Here is a 20,494-nt window from a genome sequence, read left to right on the forward strand (position 1 = left end):
GGCCCTTCGTTCCCTGGCCGGGCCGCGAGCCGGGCCTGTTCCGGACCAGGGCCTGGTCGTGGGGGCGGATCTCAGTCGTAGTGCCGGACTTCGAAGACGTTGCCGTCGGGGTCGCGGAAGTAGAAGCTGCGGGTGGCGTTGCCGCGGGCGCCCGACAGGCCGGGGTCGATACCCGACACGAGGACCCCGTGTCCCTCCAGGCGGGTGCGCAGGGCGTCGAAGGCGTCGGCCGGCAGGGCCAGGCAGACGTGGTTGACCGGGTGTCCGGCGCTGTCGGCCGACCCGGGCAGCATCCTCATCCGCGCGGCGAAGGAGCGGGGGGCGAGGTCGAGGACGGTCTCCTCGTTGACGCGTACGGAGGGGAAGGGCGCCTTTCCCTCCGTGTACTCGGCGACGCCGACCGGTTCCAGACCGACGGCCGTCTGGTAGAAGGCCGCCGCGGCGACCGGGTCGGCCACCCACAGGACGACGTGGTCGAGGCGCGTGCTGTTGTCCGTCATACGTCCCAGGCTGGTGGCCTCCCCCGCGCGCCACAAGCGTTTAGCCGTGACCGGCGCCCGCCAGAGATGAGAAGGGACCGACGGACAGGAGGCGGGCACGTGGTGCTGGTGGTGTCGGAAGAAGTCCGGGAGGCCATCGACGCGGGGCGGCCGGTGGTGGCGCTGGAGTCCACGATCATCGCGCACGGTCTGCCCCGTCCGCGCAACCTGAAGGTGGCGCTGGAGCTGGAGGAAGCGGTACGGCGGGAGGGTGCCGTACCCGCGACCGTCGCCGTGCTCGACGGGCGGCCCCGGGTCGGTCTGGACAAGGAACAACTGGCACGGATCGCGAACGAGGACGGCGTCCGGAAACTCGGCCACCGCGACCTGCCGCTCGCCGTGGCGGCGGGCGCCAGCGGGGCGACGACCGTGTCGGCGACGGCACGGCTCGCCGCGCTGGCGGGCATCCGGGTGATCGCCACCGGCGGGCTGGGCGGTGTGCACCGGCAGTGGACGGTGTCCCAGGACGAATCGGCCGACCTGGGGCTGCTCGCGCGGACCCGGATCACGGTGGTGTGCGCGGGCGTGAAGTCGATCCTGGACGTGCCGGCGACGCTGCAGCGGCTGGAGACGCTGGGTGTGGCCGTCGCCGGGTACGGCACGGACCGGTTCCCGGGCTTCTATCTGGCCGACTCGGGCCATCCGGTCGACTGGACGCTGGACACCCCGGAGCAGGTCGCCGCCGTCATGCGCGCCCAGGACGCGCTGGCCGGGCCGGACGCGGCGCTGATCGTCGCCCGTCCCGTCCCGGAGGCGGAGCAGCTCGATCCCGGGCTGCACGCGCGCGTGCTCGCCGACGCGCTGGACGCCTGCGCACGGCAGGGTGTCAGCGGGCAGGCGGTGACGCCGTTCCTGCTGGACTATCTGGTCCGGCACACCGACGGGGCCTCGCTGGACGCCAACCTGGCGGCGGTGCGCGGCAACGTACGGCTGGCGGCGCGGATCGCCACGGCCTGGACCGGGGAGTGAACGCGGGCCGAGCACTGCTGGTCGTCGGGGACGTGGTCACCGACGTGGTCGCCCGGCACCGGGGACCGCTCGCGGCCGGCACCGACACGGCCGCCGCGATCCGGACGGTGCCGGGCGGCGCGGGCGCCAACGTGGCCTGCTGGGCGGCCCGCGCGGGCTGCCCGGACGTACGGCTGCTGGGGCGGGTCGGCACGGACGCCGTGGCATGGCACGAGCGGGAACTGGTCGCGGCCGGTGTGCGGCCCCGGCTCGTGGTGGATCCGGAGGCGGCGACCGGGACGGTGCTCTGCCTCGTCGACACGCGTGCGGCGGCCGAGCGGACGTTCCTGACGGACAGCGGGGCGTCCCTGCGGCTGGATCCCGCCGACTGGTCGGACGCGCTGCTCGACGGGGTGGGCCGGCTGCATCTGTCGGGTTATCTGCTGTTCACGGAGTCGAGCCGGGCACTGGCCGAGACGGCGCTCGCGGCGGCCCGCGCGCGGGGTGTGCCGGTCAGCATGGACCCGGCCTCGGCCGGCTTCCTATCGGAGCTGGGGGTGGACCGTTTCCTGGCGTTCGCACGCGGGCTGGACGTCTTGCTGCCCAGCCGGGACGAGGCGTGTCTGCTGACCGGGCTGCCGGATCCCGCGGACGCGGCGGTCAAGCTGAGCCGGCTCGTACCGCTGGTGGTGGCCAAGATTGGTGCGGACGGGGCGCTGGTGGCCCGTTCCGGCACCGCGGCGGTCCGGGTCCCGGCCCTGCCGGCGGCGCCCCGGGACACGACGGGCGCGGGCGACGCCTTCACCGGGGCCTTTCTCGCCGCCCTGCTGGCGGGCGCTCAGCCGGAAGAGGCGGCGGCACGGGGCTGCCGGGCGGGCGCCGAGGCGGTGGGACGGATCGGCGGCCGGCCACCGCGCCGGGGCGACACGCGTTAGGTGACTTCCTTGCCGTGCGGGAACGGGGTCCGGCGGTCTCGGACGGCGGTTACGCCTTGCGCCCCCAGGCCGAGATCAACGGGGCGGTGGCCAGGTCCATGGTGCCGGACTCCACGTCGGCCAGGTGCTGGTCGATCTCCGCGTCGGTGGCCAGGCCGGCGGCGACGAGCCGGTCGCGGATCTGACGGACCGTCGCGACCTCCAGGGCGGTGCAGGCGGGCGAGGCCACGGGGAAGTACGCGTCGGCCTGCACGCCGTGCAGCCCTGCCTCCCGGAGCAGCCGCAGGAGGGTGCGGCCGTAGGACAGGTCGGCGCCGCGGTCGGCGAGCAGCCGGCGGAAGCCGTGGCGCAGCCGGTTGGCGAGCCGTTCCCGCGGGCCGTGCTCGTCGGGGCAGATCAGGGGCTGGAGGGCGGGGTCGGCATCCTCGATCAGCAGTCGTCCGCCGGGCCGCAGCGACTCGACCATCGACCGCAAGGCCCGCTCCCGGTCGGGCACGTGGACGAGGACCAGCCGGGCGTGGACCAGGTCGAAGCCCTCCCCCGGTGCTTCCCCGGCGCCGACGTCGTGGACGAGGACCCGCACCGGCGGGCGGGCCGCGGAGACGAGCCGCGAGGTGTCGATGTCGGTGGCGACGACCTGCCCGGCCGGCCCCACCTTCGCGGCGAGCCAGGACAGGACGGAGGCGCCGCCGGCCCCGACTTCCCAGCAGCGCGAGCCGGGTCCGACGCCGAGCGCTTCGAGGTGCCGGAAGGTCGTGGGGTCGAAGAGGGTGGCGAAGGCGTCGAAGCGCCGGCCGGCCTCGTCCTGCCGGTTGTCGAGCAGGTATCCGTCGGATGACGTCATGCCGCCGATCCTCCCAGCGTCCCGGTCGCCCCGGCCGCCCTGTTCCCGCAGTTCGGGCACCCGGTTGTCCACAGGCGGGAACCAAACGGAACTTCCCGTTCCCACAGGTCCGCACGCGTTTTGCCCGGGACTGGCAGACTTGCGGAGCAAGGCGCGGGAGCGTTGCGCGAGGGGATCCACACGGGGAGATCCGGATGTCCATGGCAGGGAATCTGCGGAAGGTCACGGCGCTGGGCAGGGTCGGCGGCCTGCGCAAGGTGGCGCGGCTGGCCCGGCGCCGGCCGCGGGTGGACCTGAGCCATCCCGCCAGATCGCCCCTGGGCTCGTCGGTGGTCAACTGCGTGACGTACCAGGACGGCGTGCGCGTGTCCGGGTGCGCCGACCTGGTGGATGCCGTGCGGCTGGTGCGCAAGACGGGCGAGGGCTTCGTCTGGCTCGGGCTGCACGAGCCGACGGAGCGTGAGTTCGCGGGTGTCGCCGAGTTGTTCGCCCTGCATCCGCTGGCGGTGGAGGACGCGGTCGAGGCCCATCAGCGGCCGAAGCTGGAGCATTACGGGGACACGCTCTTCGCGGTCTTCAAGACCGTCTGCTACGTGGAACACGAACGGCTGACGGCGACCAGCGAGGTGGTGGACACCGGCGAGATCATGGTCTTCGCCGGCCGGGACTTCGTGATCACGGTACGGCACGGCCGGCACGGCTCGCTCGGCCCGCTGCGCGAGGAGCTGGAGACGGACCCGGTGCAACTCGCCAAGGGGCCGGCGGCGGTCCTGCACGCCATCGCCGACCATGTCGTCGACGACTATCTGAGCGTCACGGACGAGGTGCAGGGCGACATCGACCAGGTCGAGACGGAGGTGTTCTCGGAGTACGGCGCGCGGCTCGACCCGGGCCGCATCTACCAGATGAAGCGCGAACTGCTGGAGCTGAAGCGGGCGGTGGTGCCGCTGGGCCGCCCGCTGGAGGACCTGGCCACCCGGCCCATACGGGTCGTCGGCCCGGAGATACAGGCCTACTTCCGGGACGTGCTCGACCACCTGATCCGGGCCAAGGACCAGATCGCCGCGTTCGACGAGCTGCTCAACTCCATCCTGCAGGCGCATCTGGCGCAGGTGACCGTCGCGCAGAACGAGGACATGCGGAAGATCACGGCCTGGGCCGCGGTGATCGCCGTGCCGACGATGGTGTGCGGGGTGTACGGCATGAACTTCCGCCATATGCCGGAACTGCACTGGCGGTTCTCGTATCCGCTGGTCATGGTCGTGATGGCGGTGGCGTGTCTGACGCTGTACCGGGGCTTCCGGCGCAACGGCTGGCTCTGAGCTGCGCGGGGCGCCGGTGCGGCGGACGGCGGAGCCGGGCGGCGGGGTCCGCCGGGCCGGTCCCGGCCGGTGGACGCGGGTAGCCGGCCCAGACGGGATGGCGCGGGTCAGCCGGTCCAGGCGGGGTGGCGCGGGTCAGCCGGTCCAGGCGGGGTGGCGCGGGTCGTCGGCGCGGACCAGGACGTCCGCCGTCCCGGCCGGGTCGGTCTCGGCCTCGTAGCGTTCGAAGGCGGGCAGCGTCCAGTGGTCGGCCTCGGGCGTGCGGCGGCGCAGGGCGCCCGGGGAGAGGAGGAGGTGCACGGTCAGATCGAACGGGAACCAGTGACGCAGCAGGAGGGGGCCGTGGAGCAGCAGGATGCCGCCGGGCGGGAGTGGGACGTAGGGGCTGCGGGTGGCCCGGTCGGTGACCGGATCCCACAGGTCGGGCAGGATCCGCCCACTGCCGCCGGGATCGAGCGGGCCGAAGACCTCCCGCCACAGGGCGCCCGTGTCGAACCAGCCGCTGTAGTACGACTCAGCGTCCCGCCGCCCGTGTTCCAGGCGCAGCGAGGCCGGGCGCAGGAAACCCTCGGTGCCGACGACCAGCGAGGGCCGGCCGCGCACCCGCAGCGCCTCCCCGACCCGCGTGGCGAGGTCTCCGGGCCGAGCGGCCGGCGCACCGTCGAAGCCGACACGCGGCCAGGCCCCCGCGTCGGCCGGCGCCGCGTCGGACAGCCGGTCGGCGAGTCGCTCGGCCAGCCGGTCCCAGGTGATCGCTTCCAGTCGCACACGGCCCATGATGCCGGGTGGTCCGGTGCGGCGGCGAGAACGGTCAGGCGCGGGCGTCGGCCGCGCGCCGGGCCGCGAGCAGGGCGGGGAGATGGATCTCGCTCCAGACGCGGGCCGCGTCGAGGAGGGGGATCAGGGAACGGCCGAGCGGGGTGAGCGCGTACTCGACGCGGGGCGGGTTCTCGTCGTAGGCGGTGCGGGTCACCAGGCCGTCGCGTTCCATCGCGCGCAGGGTCGCGCTGAGGACCTTGGGTGTGACGGCCTTGAGCGGGACCCGTAGTTCACCGAAGCGGCGCGGCCCGTGCTCGAGGCAGCGGATGACCATGCCGGACCATTTGTCGCCGACCCGGAAGGGCATGGCCGAGGACGGACACAGGGGGTGGAACATGTCGGGATCGATAGGTGCGGAACGGCCTCGGTCCGTCGCGTCGGTCATCCGTCGAGGGTAACGCCGGTTCCGTTGCGGTAACCGGGGGTGCGGCCCCTAACGTCCCGGTCGGACGCCAACAGGCGTGCGGAGACGGGAGGTTGTGGATGAGCGGGATCGTGGTCTTCGGGGCCGGGGGCCGGGCCGGACGGGCGGTGACGGCCGAGGCACGGGCGCGGGGCTTCGCGGTGACGGCCGTGGTGCGGGATCCGGCGCGGTATCCGGATCTCGACGCTGAGGACGTCACGGTCGTAGCGGGTGATGTCACCGACCCCGGCTTGGTCGCGGGAGTCGTCGGCGGGCACGCGGGGGCGGTGCATGCCGTCTCGCCGTTCAGCGGGCCGGAGCAGGGCTTCGACACGCTGGACCCCGAGTTCTTCGTGAAGGCGGCCGACGCGCTGCTCGACGGGCTCGCGTCGGCCGGTGTGGACCGGCTCGTCGCGGTGGGGCTGGCCGCCAACCTGCTCGGGGCGGACGGGCGGCCGGTGATGGACGACCCGCTCGCCTTCCCGCCCGGGATCCGGCCGTTCGCGCTGGCGCACACGGCCGGGCTGCACCGGCTGCGGGAACGCGGGGACGGGCCCGTCGACTGGGTGATGCTGACGCCTCCCGGGTTCCTCGACCCCGGTGGTGCCCGGACAGGGCGGTATCGCGTCGGCGGGGAACGGCTTGCGGATGACGGACGTGCGCCGTGGCTGTCGTACGCGGATCTGGCGGTGGCGGTGGTGGACGAGATCGAGCGGCCGGTGCGGCACCGTACCCGAGTGGCGGTGTTCAACTACCGGGAGGAGACCGTGGAGTGAGTGGGTAAGCGGGGTAAGAGGCGTGGACGGCGGCCGGGAGCAGTACCGCGCAGGGAGGTTCCCGCGGCCTCCCGCTCCCCGCTTCCCGCTGCCCGGGCGGCTCGTCCTCGTCCGGTCGCCGACACGCGTGGGCGGTGTGCCGGCTGCCGGCATGGTCCGCTGTCGCCGTCGGCGCGGTCCGCTGTCGCCGCTGGTGCCGGATCGGCGCGGGCGGCGGAGGACGAGCGGTTCGCGGTGGCGTTCACGGCCGTGATCCTCCGGCTTTGCACCGGTTGTCCGGCCGGGCGGGACCGGTCGAGCGCGGGCCACGCGTCGGTACGGGCCGGGCGCGATGCGGCTGGGTGTCGGCCGGGCCCGGTGTGGCCGGGCGCCGGCCGGGACTGCGGTGGTCGTGGCGGGTGCGCCGCACGCGGACGGGCCGTACGACCAGCCGCCGAGGTGGTGCGCCGCGGTGCGGGGACGGCGCCGGATCGTGCCGGACGGGAGAGTGTGGTGTGGGCGTGGCGGGAGGTGGAGGCGAGGACGTGGATCGAGACGGAGCCGGACCGGAGGAACACCGGACCGGGTGTGGCTGGCCGGCTGCCGGTGGCCCCCGGCAGAAAGCGCCTGTTTCCCGCCTGCGCGGTCGGCGGCCGGGACGTATCGTGGCCGGAAGGGTGCCGCAAGGATGACGCACGGCCCTTCGTACACGCGGCGCCGGCGGTGCCCGTACGCGAGGAAGACGCCATGGCCGATCCCAAGGGGTTCATGACCACGCCGCGCCAGGAGTGGCCGCGGCGGCCGGTCGAGGAGCGGGCGAGGGACTGGGACGAGGTGTACGTCCCGGGAGCGCTACTGCCCATCGTCAGCAAGCAGGCCGACCGCTGCATGGACTGCGGTGTCCCGTTCTGCCACCAGGCCTGTCCGCTGGGCAATCTCATCCCCGAGTGGAACGATCTGGTGGCCCGGGAGGACTGGAGGGCGGCGAGCGACCGGCTGCACGCGACCAACAACTTCCCGGAGTTCACCGGCCGCTTGTGTCCGGCGCCGTGCGAGGCGGGGTGTGTGCTGGCGATCAACCAGCCGGCCGTCACCATCAAGAACGTCGAGTGCGCGATCGCCGACCGGGCGTGGGAGGAGGGCTTCACCCAGGCCCGGCCGCCCGAGCGGTTGTCCGGGAAGACGGTCGCGGTCATCGGCTCCGGGCCTACCGGGCTGGCCGCGGCGCAGCAGCTGACCCGGGCCGGGCACACGGTCGCGGTGTACGAGAAGGACGACCGGGCCGGTGGGCTGATGCGGTACGGCATCCCCGCGTTCAAGATGGAGAAGCGGCATCTGGAGCGGCGGATCGAGCAGATGCGGGCGGAGGGGACGAGGTTCCGCACCTCGACGGCGGTCGGCCTGGACGTACCGGCGGCCGAGCTGCGGACCCGGTACGACGCGGTGGTGATCGCGACGGGCGCCACGGCGTGGCGGGAACTTCCGGTGCCGGGACGGACGTTGAACGGGATACACCAGGCGATGGAGTATCTGCCGCTGGCCAATCGGGTGTGTGAGGGTGATCTGGAGGTCTCGCCGCTGTCGGCCGCGGGCCGGCATGTGGTGATCGTCGGCGGCGGGGACACCGGGGCGGACTGTCTGGGCACGGCGGTGCGCGAGGGGGCCGCGTCCGTCACCCAGCTGGACATCTACGCACAGCCGGATGCCGAGCGCGACGAGGACACCGAGCCCTGGCCGACGTATCCGAGGGTCTACCGGCTGTCGGCCGCGCACGAGGAGGCGCGGGACCTGCGGACGGCACCGGCGGCGGACGCGGACGCGCGGCTGTTCGCGGCGTCCACGCTCCGCTTCACGGGAGACGGGAGGGGCAATGTGCGGTCGCTGCACCTGGTGGAGGTCGACGAGCGGCGGCTGCCGGTGCCGGGCACCGGGCGGGACCTCCCGGCCGGCCTGGTGCTGCTCGCCCTCGGCTTCTCCGGGCCCGACCAGGAGGACGGACTGATCGGGCAGTTGGGGCTGGCGCTGACGCCGCGGGGCACGATCGCCCGGGACGACGGTTTCGCGACCAACGTTCCCGGGGTGTTCGCCGCGGGCGACGCGGCGCGCGGGCAGTCGCTGATCGTGTGGGCGATAGCGGAGGGCCGGGCGGTCGCGGCGGCCGTCGACCGCTATCTGACGGGCAGTTCCCGGCTCCCGGCCCCGATCGGGCCCGCGGACCGGCCGATGGCGGTCTGAGAGGGAGCGGCGCGAGGAGCGAGGACGACCGGAGAGGGGGCGAAGGAGCTTCGTGGCGGCGGTGTCGGCTTCGCCTGGGGCTCCCGGGCTCGTGGTGGGCGGTGGCCGAGGAGTTCCCGGGAGGGGAGACCAGGGAAAGCGGGGCAGAACGCAAAAAACCGCCGACCGGCCGTCGGGCCGGGCCGCCGGTGGGTTTCAGGACACCAGGAAGTCGGCCACCCCCGCCTTGGCGCCCTCTATGAACGCGGTCATCTCGGCCATGGTGTAGATCAGCGCCGGCCCGTCCGGATCGGTCGACTGGCGTACGGCGATCCGGCCGTCGGCCAGCTTCATCGCTTCCAGGCAGTTTCCGCCGTTGCCGCCGCTCCAGGGCTTGTGCCAGCCCTCGCTGCCCAACTCCCGCGCGGGCATCCCGTTGTAGACGCGTCCGCGCGGCATGATGCGATCCATTCACAGCTCCTTGCGGAGATCCCGGAGGATCTCCTTCGTGCGTTGTGCCGTAGCGGCTTGCGCCGCCATGCGGTCCATGACCTCCAGGTGTGTCGCCACCTCGGTGCGCGCGTCCAGATAGACGGCGCCGGTCAGGTACTCGCTGTAGACCATGTCCGGCAGTTCTGACATGGCAAATCGGAACAGCACGAAGGGCCCGTACGTCCCCGGGTGCGGGCCGTTGGCGAACGGGGCGACCTGGAGCGTCACATGGGGCAGCTTCGTGGCCTCAAGCAACTTGTCGATCTGCGCGCGCATCACCTCCGGACCACCCGCCGGGCGGCGCAGCGCGGTCTCGTCCATCACCGCCCAGAAGCGGGGCGGGTCGGGACGGGTGAGCAGTTGCTGACGCTGCATGCGCAGGGCGACATGGCGCTCGATGTCGTCCGGGCTCGTCTGCCCGATGGCACCGGACTTCAGCACCGCGCGCGCGTAGTCCTCGGTCTGCAGCAGGCCGGGGACGAAGTGCGGGTCGTAGGAACGGATGAGGCCGGCCGCGCCCTCCAGGCTGACGTACATCGAGAACCAGCCCGGCAGGATGTCGTGGAACCGCTGCCACCAGCCGGGCCGGTTCGCCTCCTCGGCGAGCTGGACGAAGACCTCGGCCTCGTCGTCGGGGACGCCGTAGGCCTTCAGCAGGAGCTGCACGTACGGGATCTTGAGGGAGACCTCCGCCGTCTCCATGCGGCGGACGGTGGCGGGGGCGACGCGGAGGACGCGGGCCGCCTCCTCGCGCTTGAGCCCGGCGCGTTCCCGCAGGTCCTGCAGGCGCCGGCCGAGGACCACCTGGCCCACCGTCGGCGCGGACCGCGGCTCGCTCACGCTGCCACCTCCACCGAAAGCCTCCACGGAACGTTCCTGACAGCCCTGCGGCGCCATTCGAAAGTGCGTTCGGGGGATCGGGCCGGATCTCCGACGACTTCAATTGGCGCCGCGCGAGGTGCTGTTGCGAGCAGTCTGCCACGGCCCCTCACCGAGTCATACAGCACTCTGCAATTTTCAGAGTGACTCTTGCCAAGTGTCCGTGGCAGGACGATAGTGGCATGCGTGATTCCGTCCGCGCCTTTAGGAACAGACGCCGCCGCAGACCGTCGCGGTCCCGGCGCCGGTGGGGGTTTCCCCGCGCGAGCCGCCGCTCACCCGCTGGAGGGTGCGCCTCTCCACGCAGGCACGGCCGGGCGCAGATTCCGGTTCGAGCTGGCCGCGCATCCGGGTTCCGTGGCCCGGGCGAGACGGCTGACGCAGGCCCGGCTCTCCGGCTGGTCGGTCTGCGCGGACACCTGTGACAGCGCGGCCCTGGTCATATCCGAGCTGGTCACCAACGCGATCGTGCACACGGCGAGCAGCCGGGTGGTGTGCGAGCTGCACGATCACGACGACATGGTGCGCATAGCCGTACGCGACGAGGGCTGTGCTCCTGGCGAGCCCCACCCGTCCCCGCAGCGACCCGACGAGGAGCACGGGAGGGGGTTGCTTCTCGTCGACGCGCTGTGCCGGGCCTGGGGCGCCCAGGAGCACGGCCCTGGACTGATGGTCTGGGCCGAACTGCCTCACCGGACCGAGTTGCCCCGCCGGGCCGACACCGTCCACGACACGGCCAAGCCGCGCGGTGACCTGGGCTGGGGCGCCCGCTCCAAGCCGGGCCGCCCGGACGACTCCGGCGAGGACCAGCCGACCGAGGCGAGCAGACGACAGCCCGAGCAGGGTCATCCCGGAGACCGCCGGTGACGGGCCCCGGCACGTCAGGGGGCAGCGTTCCGGGGAGCGGCGGTGCGCGGCGCTCCGGGGGCGGCGGCGCAGGTCAGGAGATCACCCTCGGGCTGAACACGCTCGTCCGTCTCCAACGCAGGCGGCCGGCCCCGGACCCGGGCCCCCGGCTGTCCCTGCCGGACGGCATGACCACTCCGCTCGGCTGCGACGCGGTGGCCGTGCCGGACCGCCTCGGTCCGCTCGTCCTCCCCTGGCTGCCGCGGGTGGGATGCGTGTACGCCGACGGCTCGCACTGGTGGTGGATCGTCCCGTCGGACTCCGACTACGCCCTGCCCTGGCCGGCCCCGGCCCGCTACGCGGTGGGCGCGCCGGTCTCCGGCACCGCCCGGCTCATCCACCGCCCGGCGGACCCGGTCCCCTACACCCCGCCCATCCCGCTCTACCTGGCCCTGTGCCGGGTGACGGGCACGGCTCCGGACTGGTCGCGGGCCGTACCGGCGTAGCGGCGGCGCGGCACGACCCGGTGTGACACGGAGGCGGGGGCCTTGTCGGGTGCGGCCGGCGACAGCGCGCCGGCGGCGGCCCGGGCGCGGCTCACTCGGCCGTCCGGCCGCGGACGATCACCAGGAACGTGTCCGTCGCGAGGTCCATGACGACCTCGGCGGGCAGTCCTTCCTGACGCCGCGCGTGCGCGAACTCCTCCGCGGGCCAGGAGCCTCGCGGACCACCGGCGGAAAAGCGTTCGAGCACTGTTCGCCCGTTCACCATCTCGCACCTCCAGAAGTCTTAACTCGTAGGAGTTAACGCCCTGGAGAGCGGGAACGGCCCGCTCGGTGACCGTACTGAGACCATGCCGGCGCCGGTTCGGCGCGGACCGTGAGAGTCCGTTCACTTGGTGACACGAACAGCACCTTCCGTGTCACCGGTCGTACGCGCGCTGTCATGAGTCGTACGCCCGTGTCCCGCGTCCCGCGGCGCGGTGTCCCGCGTCCCGCGCGTCGGGTCAGTAGTCGTACTCGTCGTGCAGCCGGAGCCGGTCGCTGCCGGCCGGGTGGGGGCCGAGGGCGGTCAGGTCGAGCAGGGCCGCCGTGGTGCCCAGGGCGTCCAGCCCGTCGTCGTACAGCGAGTAGGTGTGGAAGACGCGGTCGTGGTCGCGCAGGAAGCAGCTGAGGCCCGGGCGGTCGGCCAGGCCGCCGTCCGCCGCGACGGTGGCCTGGAAGTCGCGGTTGAAGTCGCTGTGCGACGAGGAGTACCAGGGCACCGCCCAGCCCATCCGCGCCTTGAACGGCAGGATGCGGGTGAACGGCGCCCGGGAGACGGCCGCGAAGGAGGTGTCGCGGGCACGCAGATGGGCGAGGTGGCCGACCTGGTCCAGGAAGGCCGCGCAGCATGGGCAGCCGGTCCGCCACTCCGGCGCGAACATGAAGTGGTGGACGACGAGCTGGGTCCGGCCCTCGAAGAGGTCGAGCAGGGTGGCCTTGCCGTCACCGCCCTCGAAGACGTAACCCGGGTCGACCTCGACCATGGGCAGCCGCCTGCGCTCGGCGGCCAGGATCTCGCGCGCCCGCCTGACCGCCTCCTCCTTGCGCAGCAGCTCCTCGCGCGCCGCGCGCCACTGCTCGCGCGAGACGATCTCCGGAAACGACATGAGCCCTCCTGTCCGACGGTGCGTTTCGGGGAGTGACCGTCGGCGGGCGCGGAACTCATCGCCGGGCAGGGTGGGTTTTCCGGCCAGTCTCGGCGGAGCCCATCGCTGGGCGCTTTCGTCGTACGGCGGGCGGTGCGGTTACGCGGCGGAGGACGCCGGCACCCGTACGTCCCGCACGCCCGGTACGCCCCGCCGCTCCAGCTCCGCCAGCGCCTCCCGCAGCCGGCGGACGTGCCGGGAGGTGAGCCGTCCGGTGTCGTCGAGGTGCACGGCGCAGGCCGTGGTGGTGTCCACGAGCCGTTCCAGCGCCTCGGCGACGGCGTCCGTGCCCTCGGTGTGCCGGGCCAGGGCGGGCAGCTCGGCGGCGGCGAGCGCGATGGCCGCGCGGGCCTCGGCGAGGGTGCGGTAGGCCTCGCGGCGCAGCGCCCACCGCTCGGCGCGGTCCCCGGGACCGGCGGCGAGCCCGTCTCCGGGCCCGTCGAGGACGTGCCGGAGGTAGTCGTGCGCGGCGCCGCCGGCCGTCGTGAGCCGGTCCCGTACGCCGCCGCCCCGTGCCCCCGGCATCGGCAGGTGCCCCACGACCAGGACGAGCGCGCAGGCCAGCAGGGTCTCGCCGATCCGGCTGACCGACGCCTGCGGTTCGCCGCCGGCCATGACCAGGGCGAGCACGAGGACGGTGGCGACGGCGGTGAGCGCCGCGAAGTGCCGGGTGGCGACCGGTATCAGTGCGCCGCAGAGCGCCACCAGCGCGATCAGGCCCGCCGGGCGGGGCAGCAGCGCGGCGAGGCCGGCGAACACCAGGGCGCCGAGCACCGTACCGGCGGCCCGGCACAGCACCCGCGAGGCCAGCGGACCGAGATCGGGTTTGACGAGGAAGACGGCCGTGGCGGGCAGCCAGTACCAGTGCGCGTGCGGCCCGTACCAGCGGGTGTGGTGCAGGGCCTGGGCGATGGCGGCGCTGGCGCCGAAGCAGAGGGCGACGCGCAGGCCGTACTCGCGCCCGCCGGCACCGAGCGCCACCCGCAGCGCCTGCCGCACGCCCCGTCGCCGGCCGAGCAGCCCGCGGTGCGCGCCCTCGCCGCTGTCGAAGGCCTCGGCGGCGCGCAGCAGGGCGTCGTCCAGGGCACGCAGAGCGGGCAGCGCCGGGGCTCCCACCAGCGCTGCTTCACCAGAGCGCAGCCGGGTGGGCGGGAGGTGCGGGGCGGGCAGCGGGCCGGTGCGGGCGTTGTGGCGGACGGCCACGGCGAGCCGCCGGGCGCCTTCCGCGGCCCGCGCCGGCAGGGGCTCGCCGGTCCAGTACAGGGCGGTGGCGGCCTCGGCGAGGGGCAGGGCCGCGGCGAACCGCGCGTGCAGCCGGCGTTCGGCGGCGGACCCGGCGTACCGGCGCAGCCGGGGCCCGGCGAGGGCGTCCTGGGCGTGGTCGAGCGCGGCGGTCAGCGCCGCCCGCCGGGCCGTGGCCCGCTCCCCGCCCGCCGCCTCGACGAGCGCGGCGATGGCGTCGTACACGTCGGCGACCGCGTTGCGCTCCGCGTCGTACCGGACGTCACCGGCGAGCGAGCCGGGCGTGGGCAGCACCAGCCGCAGGACGAGCAGCCAGCCGGCGCCGGCGAGGAAGGCCAGGGCCCGCTGCCAGCCGGGCTCGGCCGCCGGCATCCCGGCGCCGACGGCCGCGGCGACGAGGAGCTGGGTGCCGGCGGCGGAGGCGACGGGCCCGATCGCGCTGACGGCCCCGGCGGCCAGGCCCAGCGCGGCGAGCACCAGGGTCAGCGGTACGGCGGACAGCTCCTGTCCGGCACAGGTGCCGGCGAGCAGCCCCAGCGCCCCGGCCGGCGCGGGCACCCCGAGCCGTCGTACCGAGGCCCGGCGGCTGCCCGGCCGGTCGTTGATGCCGGCCAGCATCGCGCCGATGGCGGCGAGCACCCCGGCGGCCGTCCGGCCGAGGGCCATCCCGGCGAGCAGCGACGGCCCGGCGGCGAGCGCGCCCCGGCACACCGCGCTCCAGGGCACGGGGCCGCGCTGGGCACGGAAGGCGTGGGCGAGCCAGAGGGGTACGGCGGGCCGGGTCACGGGGCTCCTGTTCGGGACGAGGGCGGGGTGAGCCTTCGGACGACGGTGGCCGGTGGGTGTGCTCCTACGGTAGATCGCGTTCCCTCCGCAAACGGAACGCTCACGTTTCGCCCGTGTGAAAGCTGCCGGTCCGGCTGTTTTCTTTATGAACGCAATGCCCCGGCGCGGGTCCCGCCGGCTTCGGGCGCCGGTATTTCGGATGCGCCCGGGACCGTGAGGTCCGATCATCGGAAGACTGTTCGCCTGGCGGGACCACTGTCCGCCGATCCTCGTAGGAGCCGCTTCCGTGATCCGGCGCGTGACCCGCCCCCGCTCCCGTCCCTCCGGCCGTCCGGCCCCGGTGCCGGACCCGGTCGTGCTGCGCCCCGCCGGGGCCGCCGACGCGCGCGCCGTCGCCGACGTCTATCTGCGGTCCTTCGGCGCCGCGCTGCCGACGGTCGTCCGGCCGCACGGCGACGACGCCGTACGCGGCTGGTTCCGGGACGTCGTGGTGCCCGCGCTGGACACCTGGGTGGCGGAGACGGCCGGGGCCGGGATCGTCGGCATGATGGTGCTGGACGGCGAGTCGCTCGACCAGTTGTACCTGGACCCCGGGTGGCGCGGGCGGGGCATCGGGGACCGGCTCGTCGCACTGGCCAAGGAGCGCAGCCCGGACGGGCTGTTCCTGTGGACCTTCCAGGTGAACGAGCCCGCCCACCGCTTCTACGAACGGCACGGCTTCACCGCCGTGGAGCGCACCGACGGCAGCCGCAACGAGGAACGCGAACCGGACGTCCGCTACGTCTGGCGCCCCTGAAGCGGAAGCGGGGCAGGCGTCTGGCGCCCGTGGACGGAAACCGGGGGAGCCGGCGTGAGACGCGGCCCTGGCTCCGTCACCCCGGCCGGTACGGCAGTCCGGCCGCCTCCGCCGCCGTGGTCAGGACCTCGCGCAGCATGCCGGTGGTGAGTTTGCCGGTGAAGGTGTTGCGCTGGCTGACGTGGAAGCAGCCGAAGAGGTCCAGGCCGTCCAGCGCGACCCAGGCGCCGTGGGCGAAGGCCGGGCGGGGCCGGGGCACGGTCCAGCCCGCCTCGGCGAACGCGGGCAGCGCGGCCTGCCAGCCGAAGGCGCCGAGGACGACCGCGGCCTTCAGCGTCGGTCGCAGCAGCCCCAGTTCCTGCACCAGCCAGGGGCGGCAGGTGTCGCGCTCGCCGGGGGTCGGCTTGTTGGCGGGCGGGGCGCAGTGCACGGGTGCCGTGACCCGCACGCCGTACAGCTCCAGACCGTCGTCGGCGCTGACGGAGGTGGGCTGGGAGGCGAGCCCCACGTCGTACAGCGCCTGGTAGAGCACGTCTCCCGAGCGGTCACCGGTGAACATGCGGCCGGTGCGGTTGCCGCCGTGCGCGGCCGGGGCCAGACCGATGATCGCCAGCCGGGCGTCGGCGGGGCCGAACCCGGGGACCGGCCGCCCCCAGTACGTCCAGTCGGCGAACGCGGCCCGTTTCGTACGGGCCACCTCCTCACGCCACTCGACCAGCCGGGGGCAGGCCCGGCAGCCGGAGACGCGCCGGTCAAGCTGGGCGAGGGCGCTGCTGTCGTCCATACCGTCACCGTATGCCCCGGCCCGCCCGGGTCACGCGGCCGGAAGGAAGCGGGGTGCCCCGCCCGGCCCGGAGCCGCGAAAACGCTTCCGGCTCAGCGGCGCCAGGGCGTTAAGGTCGGGGCATGGCTTCCGAGGATGCGGACGAGAACGTGGACCGTGGGACCGCCGACGTGACCGGCCTGCCGGACGGCACGGGCCCCTCCCCCGCCGAGGGCCCGCCCCCGACCGAGGGCCTGCCTCCCACCGAAGGGCCGGCCCCCACCGAGGGCCCGCCCCCCGTGGAGGGAGCCGCCCCCGCCCGGCAGCCGCTCGACCCCAAGGTCGCCGCCGCGGTGGCCGCCGCCGAGGCCGCCGGGCCCGGCAAGGGCGAGACCGTCCGTATCGACAGCTGGATCTGGGCCGTCCGGCTGATCAAGACGCGCTCCCTCGGCTCCACCGCCTGCCGGGGCGGGCACGTGCACGTGAACGGCGAGCGGGTGAAGGCCGCCTACTCCGTGCGCGTCGGCGACGAGGTACGGCTGCGGCACGAGGGCCGCGAGCGGATCGTGATCGTCAAGCGCCTGATCCGCAAGCGGGTCGGGGCGCCCGTGGCCGCGCAGTGCTACATCGACAACTCCCCTCCGCCCCCGCCCCGCGAGGCCGTCGCCCCCGCCGGCCTCCGCGACCGGGGCACCGGCCGCCCGACCAAGCGGGACCGCCGCGAGCTGGAACGCCTCCGCAGCCTCAGCGCCGGCGCCCCCGGCGGTTTCGCCGGTCTCGCCGCGGCCGGCGGCGTCAGCGGCGCGGGTGGCCCCGGGCCCTCCGGCGGCCGTGGCGGATCGGACGGCCGTGGCGGCGCTGGTGACCGCGGCCGTGGCAGTGGCCGCGCCGGTGCCGGCGACCGAGGCCGTGGCAGCGGTCGTGGCAGCGCCGATGACCGTGGCGGAACCAGTGACCGTGGCGGAACCGGCGGGCGACGGCGCGGGCGGTAAGCGAGAGACACCGAACAACCCCGTGCCTGCGCGCGGCCAACCAGACCGTGCACCCAACGACCCGCGCCCGGCCAACGGCCAACGGCCAACGGCCAACGAGACCGTGCTCCCACGCCCGCCCGTGAGACCAGGCAGGCCAGCAGGCCGGCGGCTCCGTACCCCTCTACCGCCAGGCAAGTGCACAGCGACGGCCACATGACGCCCCCGGTGAGGGTGTCACCGCCGGTTCAGCAGCCGCGGCAGGTCCCTGGTGTGGGCGCGGCGGGTCCAGGCGATCAGGGCGAGGGGCGCTATCAGGATCAGCGGGGTCGCCGCGTTCTGGCCGTCGAACACGGTGAGCTGGACAATGAACGCTCCCACCATGAGCGCGCCGAGGGCGACCGCCGCCAGGGACTGGAGCACCGGCACCAACAGTGCGACCGCCCCGGCGAGTTCCAGCGCGCCGATGAGGTACATGCCCCCGCTGCCCCAGCCGATCCTGTCGAAGGACTCGACGGCGGTCGGGTGCGCTATCAGCTTGGGCAGGGCGCTGGCGACGCCGAAGAACAGGGCGAGCAGCACCTGCACGGCCCGCAGCGTGACCAGGGCGGCGCGCGTCCGGGCCGGGCGGGGGCCGGCGGAGGCCGCGGGTGTCGTGGAGCCGGCGGCAGCGGTGGTCTCGGACATGGAGGTCTCCTGGTGGACGTGCCGGTTGCTTTCGCCTGGGTAGACCGGTCGCGCGCCGGGAACTCATCGGCCGTCGCCGCGGAATCGCTCGTGCGGGAGGTCCGGCGGCCCGGCGCCCGTCACGCGACGGGTACGGCCCTGACCCATATACCGTCCGGTGTCAGATAGGCGTCCGTCTTCAGTCCTGCCTCCGCCAGCGCCGACTCGAACCGCTCCTTCGTCAGCGGCCGGGACAGGAACGTCTGGGTCCACACCGCGTCCGGGAACAGATACTCCGCGTGGACCGAGTTCACCCCGTCCCCCGCCGGCTCCACGGACACGATCCGGACGGTGAAGCCCCTCGGGTCGACCCGCTCCCTGGGCACGTCGGTGTGGTAGTTCGCGCCCTCCCGCTGGATCAGCACGCAGCCGCCCGGCGCCACGTGCCGGGCGCAGGTGCGCAGCAGGCCCCTGCGCACCTCCTCGTCACCGGCGTGCACCAGGAAGGACGCGAGCATCACCACGTCGAACCGCTCGCCCAGGTCGAGGCGCTCGATCGGACGGCGTATCGTGCGTGTTCCGCGGATCCGGGCCAGCATGTCGGCGGACTCGTCCACCGCCGTCACCGTGAAGCCGCGCTCCAGGAGCGGGTGGGTCACCCGGCCCACTCCGCTGCCCAGCTCCAGGATGTGCGCCCCGGCCGGCACCGCCGCGGCGATGATGTCCGGCTCGTCGCCCACCGGCAGCCGTGCGTACAGCTCGACCGCGCAGCCGTCCGGGGTGACGGGTCCCGGCCCCGTGCCCTCGTATCCCTCACGCGTCTCGATCCTCATGCCCGGACAACGGCCCGCGTCCGCACGCCCGTTCCCCTCTCGCCGCGGTTCACCCGTTCGAGTCACTCGGCGGTCCGGGCCGGGCCAGATTAAGCAGGTGTCGCCCGATTGATCCGATTCGTCGCCGAAGAGTACGTTGTGGACAGGAGCGATGAGCCGATGCGTACGGGCAGTGAACCGGCGACCGCGCGCAGTTCCCTGCGGGCGCGGTTCTGGCTGAGCGTGTGGGGACTGGTCTGGGCGGTCCTCGGCACGGTGGCCTTCGCGCTGGCCGGGCGTCCGGGCTGGGCGGCGGCGTGCGGGGTGCTGTGGCTGGTGGTCACCGTGGACCTGGTGTTCATCGTCCGGCACATCCGGCAGGGCCCGCACTACCAGCCGGGCCGGGACATCCCGCCGTACCCGCCCCCGCGGAGCGGACCACCGTACCGGCCCCCGCGAAACGGACCACCGTACCCGTCCCCACGGGACGGACCGCCGTACCCCCCGCCGCCGAACGGGCCGTCCGGGGACAGGCCGCCCGGTTCCCCGCCGAGGCCCCGCCGGCCGGGCGGACCGCCTCCCTGGCCGCCACCGCACCGCCACCCGTAGCGGGGCGTCTCCCGCCACCCGCGTCGCTCACGCACGTCGCACCGTCGGTGCGCGCCCCGCCGTCAGTCGTCGAAGCGGGCGGCCTTCAGGTACTGCGGGTTGGGGTCGAGCGCGGCGGCCAGCCGGAAGTGGCGCTTGGCCTGGTCGGGACGGCCCTGGCGCTCGTAGGTGCGGGCCAGGGCGAAGTGCGCGAACGCGTTGTCCGGTTCGCGCTCCAGCACGATGGTGAACTCCAGCTCGGCCGGTCGCAGTTGCGCCGCGGCGAAGAAGGCACGCGCGCGCAGCAGCCGGGCGGCGGTGTTCTCGGGGTGCGCGGCGATGACGGAGTCGAGCAGCTTCACCGCGCCCCGGGGGTCCCGTGCGTTGAGCAGTTGCTCGGCGGCACGGAAGTCGATGACATGCGTCTCCGGAGTACGTCCGGCGCTGGTGTCGGGCACGGCTGAGTCCTTCCCTTGCTCCAGAACTTCAACGCCTCCGGCCGGCGGGCTATTCCGCGCCGGTGGTGCCCTGGCGGGCCCGGCGGGCGAGGTCGTCCCACACCTCGGCGACGCGCTTTCGCAGCGCGTCCAGGGGCACGTCGTTGTCGATGACCACGTCCGCGATCTGCCGGCGCTGCTCGCGCGTCGCCTGGGCGGCCATCCGCGCGCGGGCGTCCTCCTCGGTCATCCCGCGCAGCCGTACCAGCCGGTCCAGCTGGGTCTCGGGGCTCGCGTCCACGACGATCACGATGTCGTAGAGCGGTGCGAGGCCGTTCTCCGTGAGCAGGGGGACGTCGTTGACCACGACGGCGTCCTCGGCCGCGGCGCTCTGCAGTTCCCGGGAGCGGTCGCGCACCAGGGGGTGCACGATCGAGTTGAGCACGGCCAGTTTCCCGGGGTCGGCGAAGACGAGGGAGCCGAGCCGGGGCCGGTCCAGGCTGCCGTCGGCGGCGAGGATGTCCGTGCCGAAGGCGTCGGCCACGGCCGCGAGGCCGGGTGTGCCGGGCGCGACGACCTCCCGCGCGATGCGGTCCGAGTCGATCAGTACGGCCCCGTGCTCCACGAGCAGCCGTGACACCTCGCTCTTGCCGGCGCCGATTCCGCCGGTCAGGCCCACTGTCAGCATGGGCGGCAGCCTAGACGCTCCGGCGCCGGGCCGGTACGGCAGGCGCCGGGCGGCTCCGT

Annotated in this window: 24 protein-coding genes; 10 read left to right on the top strand and 14 right to left on the bottom strand. The window is 74.2% G+C overall.

The features are described 5' to 3' along the window. Positions 1 to 71: 71 nt before the first annotated feature. Complete coding sequence (locus tag ACH4OA_RS32735; protein ID WP_397940765.1) at positions 72 to 500, bottom strand: VOC family protein; 429 nt, start codon at positions 498 to 500, stop codon at positions 72 to 74. Positions 501 to 599: 99 nt separating this feature from the next. On the opposite strand from ACH4OA_RS32735, the gene ACH4OA_RS32740 reads away from it, so the two are divergent. Beyond that, a complete protein-coding gene (locus ACH4OA_RS32740; RefSeq protein ID WP_397972998.1) occupies positions 600 to 1,508 on the top strand; it encodes a pseudouridine-5'-phosphate glycosidase in 909 nt (302 codons plus the stop codon). Next, positions 1,493 to 2,422: a carbohydrate kinase family protein gene (locus tag ACH4OA_RS32745; RefSeq protein WP_397973039.1), complete on the top strand. Its 930-nt coding sequence runs from the start codon at positions 1,493 to 1,495 to the stop codon at positions 2,420 to 2,422. The genes ACH4OA_RS32740 and ACH4OA_RS32745 overlap by 16 nt, the downstream gene beginning before the upstream one ends. Before the next feature lie 49 nt (positions 2,423 to 2,471). On the opposite strand, the gene ACH4OA_RS32750 is transcribed toward ACH4OA_RS32745, so the two are convergent. Then, positions 2,472 to 3,266 (bottom strand): methyltransferase domain-containing protein, encoded by a 795-nt coding sequence (locus ACH4OA_RS32750; RefSeq protein WP_397973001.1) that lies wholly within the window; start codon positions 3,264 to 3,266, stop codon positions 2,472 to 2,474. 194 nt (positions 3,267 to 3,460) lie between these two features. Here ACH4OA_RS32750 and ACH4OA_RS32755 point away from each other — a divergent pair, with 194 nt between their 5' ends. Continuing rightward, positions 3,461 to 4,588, top strand: coding sequence for a magnesium and cobalt transport protein CorA (locus ACH4OA_RS32755; protein WP_397973003.1), 1,128 nt, complete (start codon positions 3,461 to 3,463; stop codon positions 4,586 to 4,588). 135 nt (positions 4,589 to 4,723) lie between these two features. On the opposite strand, the gene ACH4OA_RS32760 is transcribed toward ACH4OA_RS32755, so the two are convergent. After that, entirely contained in the window at positions 4,724 to 5,356 is a 633-nt protein-coding gene (locus ACH4OA_RS32760; RefSeq protein WP_397940759.1) for a uridine kinase, read from the bottom strand. Positions 5,357 to 5,399: 43 nt separating this feature from the next. Further along, complete coding sequence (locus ACH4OA_RS32765) at positions 5,400 to 5,744, bottom strand: winged helix-turn-helix transcriptional regulator (protein ID WP_397973005.1); 345 nt, start codon at positions 5,742 to 5,744, stop codon at positions 5,400 to 5,402. Between the two features lie 146 nt (positions 5,745 to 5,890). Between ACH4OA_RS32765 and ACH4OA_RS32770 the strand changes: the two genes are divergently transcribed. Continuing rightward, entirely contained in the window at positions 5,891 to 6,586 is a 696-nt protein-coding gene (locus ACH4OA_RS32770; RefSeq protein ID WP_397973008.1) for an NAD(P)-dependent oxidoreductase, read from the top strand. Positions 6,587 to 7,312: 726 nt separating this feature from the next. Next, positions 7,313 to 8,800, top strand: a complete 1,488-nt coding sequence (locus tag ACH4OA_RS32775) for a glutamate synthase subunit beta (RefSeq protein WP_397973011.1) — start codon at positions 7,313 to 7,315, stop codon at positions 8,798 to 8,800. 195 nt (positions 8,801 to 8,995) lie between these two features. On the opposite strand, the gene ACH4OA_RS32780 is transcribed toward ACH4OA_RS32775, so the two are convergent. Together ACH4OA_RS32780 and ACH4OA_RS32785 are read right to left on the bottom strand one after the other, a co-directional pair. Further along, complete coding sequence (locus ACH4OA_RS32780) at positions 8,996 to 9,250, bottom strand: DUF397 domain-containing protein (protein WP_365877046.1); 255 nt, start codon at positions 9,248 to 9,250, stop codon at positions 8,996 to 8,998. Then, entirely contained in the window at positions 9,251 to 10,111 is an 861-nt protein-coding gene (locus ACH4OA_RS32785; RefSeq protein ID WP_365877048.1) for a helix-turn-helix transcriptional regulator, read from the bottom strand. A 216-nt stretch (positions 10,112 to 10,327) separates the two neighbouring features. On the opposite strand from ACH4OA_RS32785, the gene ACH4OA_RS32790 reads away from it, so the two are divergent. Continuing rightward, positions 10,328 to 11,017, top strand: coding sequence for an ATP-binding protein (locus tag ACH4OA_RS32790; RefSeq protein WP_397973014.1), 690 nt, complete (start codon positions 10,328 to 10,330; stop codon positions 11,015 to 11,017). A gap of 80 nt (positions 11,018 to 11,097) precedes the next feature. Next, entirely contained in the window at positions 11,098 to 11,502 is a 405-nt protein-coding gene (locus ACH4OA_RS32795; protein WP_397940815.1) for a hypothetical protein, read from the top strand. A gap of 91 nt (positions 11,503 to 11,593) precedes the next feature. Here ACH4OA_RS32795 and ACH4OA_RS32800 read toward each other — a convergent pair whose 3' ends face one another. From ACH4OA_RS32800 to ACH4OA_RS32810, 3 genes are all read right to left on the bottom strand, one after another. Next, positions 11,594 to 11,767, bottom strand: a complete 174-nt coding sequence (locus tag ACH4OA_RS32800) for a hypothetical protein (protein ID WP_365877052.1) — start codon at positions 11,765 to 11,767, stop codon at positions 11,594 to 11,596. Between the two features lie 235 nt (positions 11,768 to 12,002). Then, the gene (locus ACH4OA_RS32805; RefSeq protein ID WP_397940749.1) at positions 12,003 to 12,647 is read right to left on the bottom strand and encodes a DUF899 domain-containing protein; all 645 of its coding nucleotides are present in this window, start codon (positions 12,645 to 12,647) and stop codon (positions 12,003 to 12,005) included. 138 nt (positions 12,648 to 12,785) lie between these two features. Then, positions 12,786 to 14,714: an FUSC family protein gene (locus ACH4OA_RS32810; protein ID WP_397973017.1), complete on the bottom strand. Its 1,929-nt coding sequence runs from the start codon at positions 14,712 to 14,714 to the stop codon at positions 12,786 to 12,788. Between the two features lie 340 nt (positions 14,715 to 15,054). Here ACH4OA_RS32810 and ACH4OA_RS32815 point away from each other — a divergent pair, with 340 nt between their 5' ends. Next, positions 15,055 to 15,510, top strand: coding sequence for a GNAT family N-acetyltransferase (locus ACH4OA_RS32815; protein WP_397940813.1), 456 nt, complete (start codon positions 15,055 to 15,057; stop codon positions 15,508 to 15,510). 76 nt (positions 15,511 to 15,586) lie between these two features. Here ACH4OA_RS32815 and ACH4OA_RS32820 read toward each other — a convergent pair whose 3' ends face one another. Continuing rightward, positions 15,587 to 16,294 (bottom strand): uracil-DNA glycosylase, encoded by a 708-nt coding sequence (locus ACH4OA_RS32820; protein WP_397973019.1) that lies wholly within the window; start codon positions 16,292 to 16,294, stop codon positions 15,587 to 15,589. A gap of 122 nt (positions 16,295 to 16,416) precedes the next feature. On the opposite strand from ACH4OA_RS32820, the gene ACH4OA_RS32825 reads away from it, so the two are divergent. Further along, entirely contained in the window at positions 16,417 to 17,265 is an 849-nt protein-coding gene (locus ACH4OA_RS32825; RefSeq protein WP_397973021.1) for a S4 domain-containing protein, read from the top strand. 216 nt (positions 17,266 to 17,481) lie between these two features. Here the strand turns inward: ACH4OA_RS32825 and ACH4OA_RS32830 are convergent, their stop codons facing one another. Then, complete coding sequence (locus ACH4OA_RS32830; RefSeq protein ID WP_397940743.1) at positions 17,482 to 17,931, bottom strand: DoxX family protein; 450 nt, start codon at positions 17,929 to 17,931, stop codon at positions 17,482 to 17,484. 119 nt (positions 17,932 to 18,050) lie between these two features. Further along, the gene (locus tag ACH4OA_RS32835; protein WP_397973023.1) at positions 18,051 to 18,743 is read right to left on the bottom strand and encodes a class I SAM-dependent methyltransferase; all 693 of its coding nucleotides are present in this window, start codon (positions 18,741 to 18,743) and stop codon (positions 18,051 to 18,053) included. Between the two features lie 159 nt (positions 18,744 to 18,902). On the opposite strand from ACH4OA_RS32835, the gene ACH4OA_RS32840 reads away from it, so the two are divergent. After that, positions 18,903 to 19,331: a DUF6343 family protein gene (locus ACH4OA_RS32840; RefSeq protein WP_397945780.1), complete on the top strand. Its 429-nt coding sequence runs from the start codon at positions 18,903 to 18,905 to the stop codon at positions 19,329 to 19,331. Between the two features lie 62 nt (positions 19,332 to 19,393). Here ACH4OA_RS32840 and ACH4OA_RS32845 read toward each other — a convergent pair whose 3' ends face one another. Together ACH4OA_RS32845 and coaE are read right to left on the bottom strand one after the other, a co-directional pair. Beyond that, positions 19,394 to 19,768, bottom strand: a complete 375-nt coding sequence (locus ACH4OA_RS32845; RefSeq protein WP_397945779.1) for a tetratricopeptide repeat protein — start codon at positions 19,766 to 19,768, stop codon at positions 19,394 to 19,396. 49 nt (positions 19,769 to 19,817) lie between these two features. Next, the gene (gene coaE, locus ACH4OA_RS32850; protein WP_365877069.1) at positions 19,818 to 20,435 is read right to left on the bottom strand and encodes a dephospho-CoA kinase; all 618 of its coding nucleotides are present in this window, start codon (positions 20,433 to 20,435) and stop codon (positions 19,818 to 19,820) included. Positions 20,436 to 20,494 lie beyond the last annotated feature (59 nt).

Source organism: Streptomyces sp. NPDC017095 (assembly GCF_044332325.1).
Classification (GTDB): domain Bacteria; phylum Actinomycetota; class Actinomycetes; order Streptomycetales; family Streptomycetaceae; genus Streptomyces.

Bases quoted from the DNA above. Each gene is read 5' to 3' on its own strand.
- ACH4OA_RS32770 (WP_397973008.1), top strand. From the start codon at position 5,891: ATGAGCGGGATCGTGGTCTTCGGGGCCGGGGGCCGGGCCGGACGGGCG.
- ACH4OA_RS32835 (WP_397973023.1), bottom strand. From the start codon at position 18,743: ATGAGGATCGAGACGCGTGAGGGATACGAGGGCACGGGGCCGGGACCC.
- coaE (WP_365877069.1), bottom strand. From the start codon at position 20,435: ATGCTGACAGTGGGCCTGACCGGCGGAATCGGCGCCGGCAAGAGCGAG.
- ACH4OA_RS32735 (WP_397940765.1), bottom strand. From the start codon at position 500: ATGACGGACAACAGCACGCGCCTCGACCACGTCGTCCTGTGGGTGGCC.
- ACH4OA_RS32800 (WP_365877052.1), bottom strand. From the start codon at position 11,767: ATGGTGAACGGGCGAACAGTGCTCGAACGCTTTTCCGCCGGTGGTCCG.
- ACH4OA_RS32750 (WP_397973001.1), bottom strand. From the start codon at position 3,266: ATGACGTCATCCGACGGATACCTGCTCGACAACCGGCAGGACGAGGCC.
- ACH4OA_RS32830 (WP_397940743.1), bottom strand. From the start codon at position 17,931: ATGTCCGAGACCACCGCTGCCGCCGGCTCCACGACACCCGCGGCCTCC.
- ACH4OA_RS32775 (WP_397973011.1), top strand. From the start codon at position 7,313: ATGGCCGATCCCAAGGGGTTCATGACCACGCCGCGCCAGGAGTGGCCG.
- ACH4OA_RS32825 (WP_397973021.1), top strand. From the start codon at position 16,417: ATGGCTTCCGAGGATGCGGACGAGAACGTGGACCGTGGGACCGCCGAC.
- ACH4OA_RS32805 (WP_397940749.1), bottom strand. From the start codon at position 12,647: ATGTCGTTTCCGGAGATCGTCTCGCGCGAGCAGTGGCGCGCGGCGCGC.
- ACH4OA_RS32840 (WP_397945780.1), top strand. From the start codon at position 18,903: ATGCGTACGGGCAGTGAACCGGCGACCGCGCGCAGTTCCCTGCGGGCG.
- ACH4OA_RS32820 (WP_397973019.1), bottom strand. From the start codon at position 16,294: ATGGACGACAGCAGCGCCCTCGCCCAGCTTGACCGGCGCGTCTCCGGC.
- ACH4OA_RS32755 (WP_397973003.1), top strand. From the start codon at position 3,461: ATGTCCATGGCAGGGAATCTGCGGAAGGTCACGGCGCTGGGCAGGGTC.
- ACH4OA_RS32780 (WP_365877046.1), bottom strand. From the start codon at position 9,250: ATGGATCGCATCATGCCGCGCGGACGCGTCTACAACGGGATGCCCGCG.
- ACH4OA_RS32765 (WP_397973005.1), bottom strand. From the start codon at position 5,744: ATGTTCCACCCCCTGTGTCCGTCCTCGGCCATGCCCTTCCGGGTCGGC.